The organism is Ancylobacter sp. 3268 (genome assembly GCF_031456575.1).
GTDB lineage: Bacteria > Pseudomonadota > Alphaproteobacteria > Rhizobiales > Xanthobacteraceae > Ancylobacter.
Window position 1 is genome coordinate 183,111 of record NZ_JAVDUX010000013.1, and the last position, 11,217, is coordinate 194,327.

12 protein-coding genes and 1 tRNA gene are annotated in these 11,217 nt (G+C 62.1%); 7 read left to right on the forward strand and 6 right to left on the reverse strand.

Features of this window, described 5'->3' with window-relative positions; translation table 11 throughout:
• Nucleotides 1-21: 21 nt before the first annotated feature.
• Nucleotides 22-399, reverse strand: a complete 378-nt coding sequence (locus J2X65_RS18880; RefSeq protein ID WP_310204127.1) for a septal ring lytic transglycosylase RlpA family protein — start codon at nucleotides 397-399, stop codon at nucleotides 22-24.
• A 471-nt stretch (nucleotides 400-870) separates the two neighbouring features.
• Between J2X65_RS18880 and J2X65_RS18885 the strand changes: the two genes are divergently transcribed.
• Nucleotides 871-2,430, forward strand: a complete 1,560-nt coding sequence (locus tag J2X65_RS18885; protein ID WP_404977749.1) for an aldehyde dehydrogenase family protein — start codon at nucleotides 871-873, stop codon at nucleotides 2,428-2,430.
• Nucleotides 2,431-2,509: 79 nt separating this feature from the next.
• On the opposite strand, the gene J2X65_RS18890 is transcribed toward J2X65_RS18885, so the two are convergent.
• On the reverse strand, nucleotides 2,510-3,151 hold the full coding sequence (locus J2X65_RS18890) for a nitroreductase (protein WP_310204090.1): 642 nt from the start codon (nucleotides 3,149-3,151) through the stop codon (nucleotides 2,510-2,512).
• Between the two features lie 144 nt (nucleotides 3,152-3,295).
• On the opposite strand from J2X65_RS18890, the gene J2X65_RS18895 reads away from it, so the two are divergent.
• Nucleotides 3,296-3,832, forward strand: a complete 537-nt coding sequence (locus J2X65_RS18895) for a GNAT family acetyltransferase (protein ID WP_310204094.1) — start codon at nucleotides 3,296-3,298, stop codon at nucleotides 3,830-3,832.
• Nucleotides 3,833-3,853: 21 nt separating this feature from the next.
• Nucleotides 3,854-3,931 (forward strand) — tRNA-Pro (locus J2X65_RS18900).
• A gap of 156 nt (nucleotides 3,932-4,087) precedes the next feature.
• On the opposite strand, the gene J2X65_RS18905 is transcribed toward J2X65_RS18900, so the two are convergent.
• Nucleotides 4,088-4,420, reverse strand: coding sequence for a hypothetical protein (locus tag J2X65_RS18905; RefSeq protein ID WP_310204097.1), 333 nt, complete (start codon nucleotides 4,418-4,420; stop codon nucleotides 4,088-4,090).
• Between the two features lie 404 nt (nucleotides 4,421-4,824).
• Between J2X65_RS18905 and J2X65_RS18910 the strand changes: the two genes are divergently transcribed.
• From J2X65_RS18910 to J2X65_RS18920, 4 genes are all read left to right on the forward strand, one after another.
• Nucleotides 4,825-6,090, forward strand: a complete 1,266-nt coding sequence (locus tag J2X65_RS18910; protein ID WP_310204100.1) for a hypothetical protein — start codon at nucleotides 4,825-4,827, stop codon at nucleotides 6,088-6,090.
• A gap of 39 nt (nucleotides 6,091-6,129) precedes the next feature.
• Nucleotides 6,130-6,471 carry a hypothetical protein gene (locus tag J2X65_RS18915; RefSeq protein WP_310204103.1) on the forward strand — a complete coding sequence of 114 codons (342 nt, stop codon included), beginning with the start codon at nucleotides 6,130-6,132 and terminating at the stop codon, nucleotides 6,469-6,471.
• Nucleotides 6,472-6,657: 186 nt separating this feature from the next.
• A complete protein-coding gene (locus tag J2X65_RS27010) occupies nucleotides 6,658-6,819 on the forward strand; it encodes an AAA family ATPase (protein WP_404977750.1) in 162 nt (53 codons plus the stop codon).
• Nucleotides 6,820-6,866: 47 nt separating this feature from the next.
• Complete coding sequence (locus J2X65_RS18920) at nucleotides 6,867-8,537, forward strand: AAA family ATPase (RefSeq protein WP_310204106.1); 1,671 nt, start codon at nucleotides 6,867-6,869, stop codon at nucleotides 8,535-8,537.
• Here J2X65_RS18920 and J2X65_RS18925 read toward each other — a convergent pair.
• The 3 genes from J2X65_RS18925 to J2X65_RS18935 all read right to left on the reverse strand — a co-directional run.
• Entirely contained in the window at nucleotides 8,534-9,568 is a 1,035-nt protein-coding gene (locus J2X65_RS18925; RefSeq protein WP_310204109.1) for a contractile injection system protein, VgrG/Pvc8 family, read from the reverse strand. The genes J2X65_RS18920 and J2X65_RS18925 overlap by 4 nt on opposite strands.
• Before the next feature lie 72 nt (nucleotides 9,569-9,640).
• On the reverse strand, nucleotides 9,641-9,892 hold the full coding sequence (locus J2X65_RS18930) for a hypothetical protein (protein ID WP_310204112.1): 252 nt from the start codon (nucleotides 9,890-9,892) through the stop codon (nucleotides 9,641-9,643).
• A gap of 1 nt (nucleotide 9,893) precedes the next feature.
• A partial coding sequence (locus J2X65_RS18935; RefSeq protein WP_310204114.1) for a phage tail tape measure protein occupies nucleotides 9,894-11,217 on the reverse strand: 1,324 nt, incomplete at its 5' end.

The window sequence follows — 11,217 nt, forward strand, 5'->3', positions numbered from 1 at the left end:
GCGGCGTTCATTTCAGAGCCGTCACTCGACGACGGCGAGGTCGACCCTCGCCACCCCGCGCTGGCGGAAGCCGAGGCTTTCCGCCGCGGCGGTCGAGACATCGATGACACGGCCGCGGATAAAGGGACCGCGATCGTTGATGCGCACCACGACCGAGCGGCCATTGGCCGTGTTGGTCACCCGCACCTTGGTCCCGAAGGGCAAGGAGCGATGTGCGGCGGTGAGGGCCCGTGCGTTGTGGCGCTCACCGTTGGCGGTACGTCCGCCATAGCCGTAATAGGACGCCATCCCACTGGAGGCGGTCGGTTTTTTGGTAGCTGTCGCGTTTGCTGAAGCAGCATTGCCGCTGGCGGCGAAGATGATCGCGGCGGCGAAAGTCGCGCCGGCGACCCGTCCCATTCCCCAAGCCGTCAATACCTCTGTCCTTCTCCCGTTGCATCCACGGGATTCGGATGGAAAAGAAGTATGTCGGCAGGACAGCTCTTTCGTGTCGGGATTGTGATTTCGCGAATCTGCCCATGGAATATTCCACGCATAATTCGCGTTCGGACAGGCTCAATGTGACAGTCATCGCGACCTATTGTCGAGCCTCTTGGCAGTGCCGATGTGGGTTATACGCAAAGAAGATTCAAGACATCATCGGGGTGAATTCTTAAGCCTGCCGCAGCGGGAAAAGAAGCCGATTTCCTCGCGTGAGGGGAGCCGGCGGCGGCGCGGGTTCGGGAGAGCCCGCCGGGCGGCTTGCGCGCGTGCCGGCGTGCATCCTCCTCCCGCAGCATGGATTTGTGCCGTCGAGCGGTGCTATGCACGCGGCCAATTCGGGCGCGCCGGATCGCGGCCGCCGATCGCGCCTGCGAGGAGCATGAGATCATGACGGTGAAAATCAACGCAGCCCGTATCAACGCCGCCCTGGGGCCGGTTGCCGGCGAAGTGGCGGAGCTGCTTGGCTCCCTCGGCGTGGATCCGGCTCTCTGGCAGGATGGCGGCCGTGCGGTGCGCTCGCCGGTCACCGGCGAGGTGGTGGCCCATGTCGCCGAGGCGTCGGCCGGCGATGTCGGCGCGGCGGTGGAGCGCTCGGTGGCCGCCTTCCATGCCTGGCGCACCGTGCCGGCCCCGCGGCGCGGCGAGCTGGTGCGCCTGCTCGGCGAGGAACTGCGCGCGCACAAGGCGGCGCTCGGGCGGCTGGTGACGCTGGAAGCCGGCAAGATCGTCTCCGAAGGCCTCGGCGAGGTGCAGGAGATGATCGACATCTGCGATTTCGCCGTCGGCCTGTCGCGCCAGCTCTACGGCCTCACCATCGCCTCCGAGCGCCCCGGCCATCGGATGATGGAGACCTGGCACCCGGTCGGGCCGGTCGGCATCATCACCGCCTTCAACTTCCCGGTCGCGGTGTGGTCATGGAACGCGGCGCTGGCGCTGGTCTGCGGCGACAGCCTGCTGTGGAAGCCCTCCGAGAAGACCCCGCTGACCGCGCTGGCGGTGCAGGCGCTGTTCGAGCGCGCGGCGGCCGCGTTCGGCGAGGCGCCGGAGGGACTGTCGCAGGTGCTGGTGGGCGGCGGCGAGGTCGGCGCGGCGCTGACCGACGATGCCCGCGTGCCGGTTATCTCGGCGACCGGCTCCACCCGCATGGGCCGAATCGTCGGCGAGCGGGTGGCCAAGCGCTTCGGCCGCTCCATCCTCGAGCTCGGCGGCAACAACGCCGCCATCGTCTGTCCCTCGGCCGATCTCGATCTCGCCTTGCGCGGCATCGCCTTCGCCGCCATGGGCACCGCCGGCCAGCGCTGCACCTCGCTGCGCCGCCTCATCGTCAATGAGGGCGTCTATGAAGAACTGGTGCCGCGCCTCGCCAAGGCCTATGGCTCGGTGACCATCGGCGATCCGCGTGTCAGCGGTACGCTCATTGGCCCCCTGATCGACAAGGCGGCGTTCGACGGCATGCAGGCGGCTTTGGAGCAGGCGAGGGCGGCCGGCGCCACCGTGCATGGCGGCGAGCGGGTGGCGGTGGCCGGGGCGGAGGAGGCCTATTATGTCCGCCCGGCGCTGGTGGAGATCGAGAGCCAAGTCGAGGTGGTGAAGCACGAGACCTTCGCGCCGATCCTCTATGTGCTGCGGGTCGGCGGCCTCACCGAGGCCATCGCGCTGCAGAACGGCGTGCCGCAGGGCCTGTCGTCCTCGATCTTCACCAACGACATGCGCGAGGCCGAGACCTTCATGTCGGCGGAAGGCTCGGATTGCGGCATCGCCAATGTGAATATCGGCCCCTCGGGCGCCGAGATCGGCGGCGCCTTCGGCGGCGAGAAGGAAACCGGCGGCGGGCGCGAGGCCGGCTCCGACGCCTGGAAGGCCTATATGCGGCGGGCGACCAACACCATCAACTATTCCCGCACGCTGCCGCTGGCGCAGGGTGTCTCGTTCGACGTCGAGGGCTGAGGGCTTTTTCGCTTCCCTGCCGTTCGTGGACAGGCAACCTAAGGATGAGGCGGCTCGGGCACTGGCGGGAGAGGACCCTCTAGCTTTCCGTCGGCCGCCAGCGTGTCACGACCCGGGCGGCCTCCGGGCGCGGCCGGTCCGGGCTGTCGATGGTGGGCCGGCCGATATGGATGAAGCCGGCGACCTTCTCGCCGGCCTCGACGCCAACCAGCGCCGCCGCCTGCGGGTCGCGGCCCGGCCATTTCAGCAGCCATTGGCTGGCGAAGCCGAGCGCGCTCGCCGCCACGGTCAGCGCCATGCCGGCGGCGCCGGCGGACAGCACCTGGTTCCATTCCGGCACCTTCGCCGCCGGATCCGGCCGGCTCACCACCACCACGGTGAGCGGCGCGCGCTCCAGATACAGCGTCCACATATCGGCCTTGGCGGCCGGCACCTCCGGGTTCTGCCGCGCATAGAGCGCGTCGAGCCGGGCGCCGAGTTCGCGCCGGTCCTCGCCCTCGATCACGATGAAGCGCCACGGGGTCAGCCGGCCATGATCGGGTATCCGCAGCGCCAGGCGGAACAGCAGCTCGCGCTCCTCCGCCGTCGGCGCCGGCCCGCCGAGGCTGCGCAGCGGCGCCGAGCGGCGGGCGGCCAGCCGCGCGATCATCGGCTCCACCGCCGGCGGCGGCACGAAAGCCGGATCGCGGAGGAGGTCGGCGGTCGCGTGCTCATGAGCCATGGCGGTCTCCGGTCGGTGTCGGTGGCATGTGCCGCGACTATACACGAGGCGGGGGCGGGGAGGGCGGCCGGCAGCGCGCGTGGGAGGTACTTGAAGGCGAGGCACGGCGCGCTAGTTGGCCTCGGATCAACGGAGTCCGCTTTCATGAGCTTTCTCATCCGCGCCGTGTTCGCCGTCGCCGCCTGCGCCCTGATGGCGGTGGCGGCGGTGCTGCTGGTCTATGCCCCCTATACGGCGCTGCGCCAGGGCCTGGGCGGCGACACGTTGGTGCATGAGGCGCTGCTCAACATCGTCGGCTATCTCATCGTTGCCATCGCGCTGTTCGACGTCGCCAAATATTTCTTCGAGGAGGAGGTGCCGGCCGGGCGCGAGAAGCGCACCGCCGCCGATGCGCGGCGCGGGCTGACCAAGTTTCTCTCCACCATCATCATCGCCATCTTCCTCGAGGCGCTGGTGCTGCTGTTCGAGACCGCGCGCGAGGAGATTGCCGAAGTGATCTATCCGGCGCTGCTGGTGGGGATCGGCTGCGTGGCGCTGGTGTCGCTCGGCCTGTTCCAGCGCCTGAGCGCCACGGTGGAACGGCAGATCGGCCCGGAGCGGGAGCCGCAAGGGGAGGCGAGGCGGGATATATCCCCCGCCGAAACCGCCGCCCCGCTTGCATCGCCGGGATCAAATCGCTAGAGAGACAGCGCCTCACGGCGTCGGAGCGTAGCGCAGCCTGGTTAGCGCACTAGTCTGGGGGACTAGGGGTCGGAGGTTCAAATCCTCTCGCTCCGACCATTTTTCCAAGAAAAATCAGTTGGTTAGACAGGTCGCTCTCGGGCGGCCTTCTGCTTTTTTGCGCCGAGTCGCCACCGAGTCGCCACGGCGAGCGGTAAGACAGGGCATTGCGGGGAATCGCCCCGCCGCACCTCGCAGCGCGACGGGGCTGGCGCATTAGCCCATCTGTCGAAGCTCATCGCCCATCTGCTCAAGCAGCACCCGGTATTCCAAGGGAAGCTCCTCGCCGATGGCGTGGATAAGCGCTTCGTGCTTGGCCGCTATATCGCCCAGGGATCGCGCCGGAGCGGCAAGGATGAGGCGGCCAAGCTCGTCAGCCTCAGATACTGAGGTGCCGTCAGCGGCGAGCAGGCGCCAGCCGGGTAACAGTGTGGTTGGCCCGGCTCTATCGTCATCCGCGCTGGCGGTGTTCGCGATCGGTTGGCCGACGGGCACAATGGGGAGCGGCACGCGAGGCGTGGGGGCGGTCGTCAGGGTTTGGATGGTCATGGGGGTGGTCTCACTGGTTCGGCCTGCTACAGCCGTGCCGGCGGTCGGAACCGGCATCCGGGGGGTAGCAACTCGCCAGTGAGACGAGTCGGACGCTTTTACCTTTTCAGGCTGGACAGAACGGCCGCCCCCGGACAATATAATCCGGTTCGGAGCCGAGCCGCCAAGCTCGTCCGTCGCCTGCCATTGCTGGCAAGCATATTTAACCGCCGCCCAACGCTGCCAGGCGTCAGGGCAATTCCTGCCAGGGAATGTGCGGTCTATCACTGGTCCGGGTTGCTACACCCACGGACAGGTTGCGCCCGATTTCGAGAATCTGCAAGCGTCCCCTTAGTGGGGGCGAGCGCTGGCGCGACCCATTGGGTAGATCTATCTGTCGCCCAGATCATGCTGAGTGCGCACAGATGAGCAATTCCGACGAAACCATCCGCCCCGTCTTCGTTTCCAGGAAGACTGCAGCGGCATTGCTTGAAATCAGCCCGGACACGTTCGATCAGTGGGTAAGGTCAGGCTTCGTGCCGCCTGCCGCTGTGAACCGAGGGCAGATCACTCGCTGGCATTGGCCGACGGTTGAGGCGAAGCTGGCCGAGCGCCCCAGCAATGTGGAGGCTGATGCTTTTGGGCGTGAGCCCCCCTTTTGCGAGCGCCCGGACGCCCCGCCGGTGAGTCCGAAGTCCGACTATCCCCGCGGCGTGTTCCGCATCAAGAAGCCGAACGGGGCTGAGTACTGGTACTACCAACACGACAAAGGCAAGCCCTCACGCGGGCCCATCGTGCGCCTACCGGAGTTCGGCACGCCCGAGTTCTATGAGGCGCTGCGGGATATTCGGGGCGAGCGGGGCGAGCGTCGCAATGACATCTCAGCTCTAATCTCCGACTACAAAGCCGCCCCGCAATGGTCATCGAAGCGTCCCGCCACGATCGCCACTTACGAGTCGGCGCTGGTGCCAATCAACGAACAGTGGGGAGATAGGGCTCCCGATTCGATTACGACCGGGGATGTTATCGACCTCTTGAACAAGTTCGCCGACAGGCCGTCCATGGGCAACATGGTGCGAGTCGTCGTGCGCAAGCTTATGAAGTTCGCAGTTCAGCGCGGGCGCCGCCAGAACAACCCGACCGGTGAAGTTGATACCTTCCAAAAAGACACAGACGGCGCTAAGCCGCTGACGCCAGCCGCATGGGCGGCGTTGAATTCTCCGGCCTGCCCTACTGCAGTGCACCGCCTCGCAGTTCTGGGGCGGGCTACTGGGCAGCGCATTTCAGATCTCATTCGGATGCGCCCGGCTGACCGGGACGAAGAGGGCATCAGCTGCACGATTACGAAACTACACGACAAGCCCCACTGGTGCCTGCTGAAGCCCGGAGAGGCCGCAGAGATCGACAGTTGGGGAGTTGTCCCAGCGATGCCCTATGTTCTGCGCCCCGACGGAAGGCGCTACACCACCGACGCGATGCGAGTGGCCTGGAACGACTATCTGGCGACTCCCGAGGGCGCCGCCTTGGCCGGCTTCACACCTCACGACTTGCGGGCCACTAAGGTCTGCGACGAACGCATCGCCGGAAAGAACCATCAGCAGATTTCTGCCCTGGTCGGGATGTCGGTCCCCATGGTGATGAAGTACAGCAAGCACATCGACCAGCGCCTTGCAGCGCGCGGTAGCGTGTGACAGCGGCCGAGTCTACCGCCCCAAAAGGAGCATCCCCCCATGCCCTTAAAGCCCGCCGTGACCTACACCCCCGAAGAGGTCGAAAAGACCCGGCTCGAACAGCTGGCCGCTGCTGCTGAGGAGCGCGAGACCACACCGGAGGAGCTCGCCGCGGATTTCGCGCCGGGCACGTTCGGCTGCCATGAAGCGCTGCAAATGGCGTCGGTGTTCAACGAGCTCGTCGAGAACCGGCTGGCCGAGCATCCTGCCGTGCTCGCGAAGCCCGAATGGTACGCCCTCGCCCATGAGGCCGGGCTGGCGTTGTGGAACCTCTACCAGGCGATTGGCAGCGAGCATCTGCGGGGAGATGTGGATGGGCAGGCGGGAGAGGCTGCGCCGTAGGGAAGTGTACCAGGAACTGCACTCCGAGTGCCAAGGCGGGGACCGTCCGTGGCGCCGGATGCGTTCAGGGCGCAACGCGAAAACCGATCAGAATGCCACTTGACGACAAAGGGGAATCTCCCTTCAACTGCCTAAATGTCCCACTTGATCTTATCGGTAGAGCTAAAGATTCAATAGGAGAGAGCTTTGCCGTCAATACGTTATTTTAGCCTCAAGAACTTCAAGGGCATAAACAATATTAAAATCTCAATAGATGAGAAAAATTCGTGCCCTGTAAAAACTTTAATTGGATTAAATGAAAGTGGGAAAACGACTATACTAGAGGAATATCTTACTTTGTATCGGTAGACAAGAGTATTTCCGATATTTTTGAAGGTGTTCACTCAAAGACATCGGTGCAGAATATTATACCGATTGACAGAAAGGCGGCATTTTCCGGGAAAGTTGAAATTACTGCCCGCATTAAATTGGACGAAGAAGATCTGGTAGAAATCCGAAATATTTCGAAAATGCACAATCTTCATATCAATGAAGCGGAAATTATGTGCGATTTCGACGTAGATTCAATTTATTCATTTTCCGATAGCCTCCCCAAAGGAAAGAGTTCAATTTGGGGAATATCGATCGAGACAAAAAAGACAAAATCGGGTAAATTTAAAACATACACTAGGCCAAAAACAAAGACAGAACCCGATTTGTGGCTTGATATTGTAAATAATATCGAATCCCGATTGCCAAGAATCGTTTATTTTCCGACATTCTTAGTTGACATGCCACCAAGGATTTATTTGACTGAACATGATAATGAAACTCCTGTAAATTCGTATTATCGAACCTTGATTCAAGACATACTAACCAGCATTGACTCTGAATTTTCAATCGAAAGACATGTAATAAACCGTATATCAACATACAAGAAGGGGGCCTCTACACCAACTTGGCTGGCATCTTTTTTTGCAGCTCCTACGAAATCACATATTGACTCTGTGTTCCAAAGGATTGCCTCGGCCGTAACAAGAGAAGTTATCGGAAGTTGGGAGAAGGTGTTCAGGCGCCCCAGCGGCGCCAAAAATGTGCTCGTCGATTGGAACATCGACACTCAATTGAACGACATTCCGTATGTCTCATTCTGGCTTTCAGACGGCGACTCTCGATATGCGGTCAGCGAACGTTCATTAGGATTTAGGTGGTTTTTTTCATTATTGTTATTTACCGCCTTCAAATCATCGTCGAAAAATCCGACTATATTTCTTTTCGATGAACCAGCTGCCAACTTGCATGCGCGTGCTCAGGCAGAGCTATTGACTAATTTCGACCGTATATGTTCTGGAAAAAATAAAATAATCTATTCAACACATAGTCACCATATGATTGAACCGAGGTGGCTATCTTCGGCGTACATCGTGGAAAACGAAGCTATAGATTATGATGGCTCTGATTCTTTTGAATTGTCAACCAAGCCTACGAACATTAAGGCGACTCCCTATCGGCAATTTGTTTCGCAATATCCGTCTCGTGTAAGTTATTTCCAGCCCGTAATTGAAAAGCTTGATTACATTTCACCAAATATTATTGGCTCAGGTCCTTATATTATACTTGAGGGAATAACGGACTATTACGCGTTTAGGCTGGTAACTATTTTGTATCCGGACGCCGCTCCGGGAGTTTCGATAATGCCGGGCACGGGGGCCGGTGCTTCGGGTGCTTTGATTAGCTACCTGATGGGTAGGGGAGAACGATTTTGCGTAGTGCTTGACGCAGACGCGGCCGGAAAAAAGGCTGCCTTACGCTATCGTGACGGATGGTATCTAGACGAAAAATTTATAGTAACGTTAAACGATTTGGATGATCAACTCGACGGCAAGATGCTTGAGGACCTTCTATCGGGAGATACGGAGAATAAGATTCAAGAATATCTTGGCGTTTCCGTTCGGCCGAATAAGAGGGATATTAACGCGTATTTAGCGGAGGGTTGTGGGGCCCCACATGCACGGCAGTGGCTGTCCGCTGATGCGGAGGGAGTCATCTTGTCAATTCTTCGTGCAACGAGCCGACGATTCCTTTAGTCCCCGTTGGAGCCGCTGGCGCCACTCGCGACGGCTTCCTGCTCCGGCCTCAACCGCGCCTCGACGTCCACGGTGTAGCCGGCCTTGGAGATGGTGTGCGTAGCGCTCTCAATGACGAACTGCAGCCCGTCGAGCTCGGGCCGAACGCCGGCATAGACGAACGGGCAGCCGGCCCTGACCGTCGGATCGCCGAACAGCGTCACGCTCGTGCGGATGGTGTTGGACTTCAGATCGCGCGCCTTGGACTTTGCAGCCCGCTTGGCCTCGGCTTCGTCGGCGTACGGCTCGGGCAGCGTCAGGTCCGCGGTGCCATCTTCGTCGCTGTCTTCCTCAACCTCGACGAGCTCGGCTTTGGCACGATCCTGGTGCCGCGCCTTCACGCTCTTGAACCGCTCGCGTAATGCGAACGTCGTGCGGCAGGAACCCTCGACGATGTTATAGGGGGACGCCACGATGGTCGGCATGGGCTTGCCGGACGCCGTCGTTCCGCCGCCCTTCTTGGCGAACACCAGACGCCCTGCCTTCACTGACACCAGCGCGTCGTGGCGCTCCGCGAGGCGGGCAACGACATCGATGTCACCTTCATCCAGCTGGCCGAACCATTCATAGGTGTGGGCGCCAACCTCGGCATCGATCGCCGGGGTGAGCCCATTGTCGTTGGCAATCTCGGTGACGATGTCCTTGACCGTTTTCTGGTCCCAATGCCTGGCTTTGCGCTGCTTGAGCGCGTCGCGCATGTTGGCGCCCTTGCCGTTGACGGTCATGCCATACGGCAGGCACTGCACCTCCGGATCGTCCGCGGTGTAGTCGCCGAAGAACACCACACCGGTTTCGAGATATCCGAGCGACGCCGAAATCGTGTCGCCCTTCCGAGGGATGCGGGCGAAGGGCGTGCCGTCGTTCAGTTGGCACGAGATGCTGTCCGACGTGAGCCCGTCCTTGTCGGTAATCGTCACCGACACGAGCCGGTCATTGAAGGTCGACGCCACTGGCCGGCCGTTGACGGAGATTTCGGCTGTAGGGGTTTTCATGTGGGCTCCGATAGGGCGCGCAAGGCGAGCGCGTAACCGATGACGATGCGAGTGCGGTAAAGGTGGCGGCGATCATTGCCGTTGCTCCTTGAACTGACGCCAAGCCTCCTGGCGGATCATCTCTTTCGCAGCGCCGTCGATGACGCTCACGCTGGCGCGGGTCACCGCCTCCGGCATGAGAATTGACGGCCCCGATGACAGGTCACGCGCCAAGCGCATCCGGCGAAACCTGACCGGGCCGACATCTGCGTCAAACTCGGCCAGCACCTTCGCGGTGCCGGCGCGAGCGTGAACGGGGCGAAGGTTCGAAACTCGGATTTCCATTTCAGTACGTCCTCACGAACGCGCCAGCGCGCTGGCGGTTTAGCTTCGCGTCGAGCTCGGCAAGCACCGCGCGGGCGAGCTCCTGCGGCGACATGCCAGGCGCGGCTGTGATGTGGATACCGCCGACATCGATCGTGGTGGCTCCGGCCATCCCGGCCGTGTCATCGGCATTATGGACGTAGCCGCTGCGCCGCGGCGTGAACAATTCCGGCCCCAACTCACCTGTCAGGTACGTTCGGCCCGCCGACACCGGGCCGCCACGGGCGCGGGCGCCGTCAACGGGCGGAAGCCCGCCGAGTGACTGCCGCCGTAGGCTGCCGCCACTGGCCGACGGCACAGCCGGCGCAGCGTCGCCGCCACCCGCCGAGAACACCTTGCCAATGGCAGATGCCGCGGACCCGGCCAGATCCATGAGCTTGGACAGCCAGCTGGCAACGGTGGACAGGCCGTCTATAAGCGCCTTCACACCGCCACCAGCCACCTCGCCCAGCCATGTACCCCACGACCGCCACTTCGCGCCGGACTCGTCGATAGGCCCGAGTAGTCCGGTGATCTTGTTCCAGATCGTGGTGACGGCCGTAGCGAAGCTCTCCACCACCGGCTTAGCGGGGCCGAGCGCCGCCATGAAGGACTTGCCGAAGGAGCTGAACATCTCACCGAGGCCGTTCCAATTCTCGTGAATGAACACGCCCGCCGCGACTATGCCGGCGATAATCGCGCCGACGCCTGACGAGACGAACGCGAACCGGAGCGCTACGCCCACCCCGCGGACAGCCGCCCGGAACAGCCGCAGCGGGTTGAGTAGCCCCAAGAGCGACGTGCCCATGATGGACAAAGCCGAGCCGATGCCGCCGATACGGGCCGCGGCAGCGAAGCCGATCATCGCCGAGCGCGCGCCGCGCAGGGCTGCATCGAAGGGAAGGAACGCCAAGTTGGCGACGCGGGCGGCGCCTGCGACCACGCGAAGGCCACCGGCCGCCGCCATGAGGAGGTTGCCTTTCAGCCATAGGCCGGCATAGCGGGCCGCGGTCATCGCGACGTTGAGGGCGACGAAGCCGGCCGATGCCAGCGCGATCCGGGTCGTAAGCTGCTGGTTCGACGCCACCCAAGTCTTGATCGACCGGATATACGGCTTCATGGCCTCCGTGCCGGCGACTACCGCCGGTTCGAAGGCCTGGCCTATCTCCACCGAAAGATCGACGACTTCGTTTCGCAGCATCTGCAGCGCGAACTTAGAGCGCCTAACAAAACCGTTTGTTAACCATGTCGGCTTGAGTTTGGCTTCATGGTGAAGAAGCTGCTTCCGGATGATTTGTGGGCGGAGA

Coding starts and splice junctions, on each gene's coding strand:
- J2X65_RS18895 (WP_310204094.1), top strand. CDS start 3,296: ATGAGCTTTCTCATCCGCGCCGTGTTCGCCGTCGCCGCCTGCGCCCTG.
- J2X65_RS18885 (WP_404977749.1), top strand. CDS start 871: ATGACGGTGAAAATCAACGCAGCCCGTATCAACGCCGCCCTGGGGCCG.
- J2X65_RS18915 (WP_310204103.1), top strand. CDS start 6,130: ATGCCCTTAAAGCCCGCCGTGACCTACACCCCCGAAGAGGTCGAAAAG.
- J2X65_RS18905 (WP_310204097.1), bottom strand. CDS start 4,420: ATGACCATCCAAACCCTGACGACCGCCCCCACGCCTCGCGTGCCGCTC.
- J2X65_RS18925 (WP_310204109.1), bottom strand. CDS start 9,568: ATGAAAACCCCTACAGCCGAAATCTCCGTCAACGGCCGGCCAGTGGCG.
- J2X65_RS18890 (WP_310204090.1), bottom strand. CDS start 3,151: ATGGCTCATGAGCACGCGACCGCCGACCTCCTCCGCGATCCGGCTTTC.
- J2X65_RS18880 (WP_310204127.1), bottom strand. CDS start 399: ATGGGACGGGTCGCCGGCGCGACTTTCGCCGCCGCGATCATCTTCGCC.
- J2X65_RS18930 (WP_310204112.1), bottom strand. CDS start 9,892: ATGGAAATCCGAGTTTCGAACCTTCGCCCCGTTCACGCTCGCGCCGGC.
- J2X65_RS18910 (WP_310204100.1), top strand. CDS start 4,825: ATGAGCAATTCCGACGAAACCATCCGCCCCGTCTTCGTTTCCAGGAAG.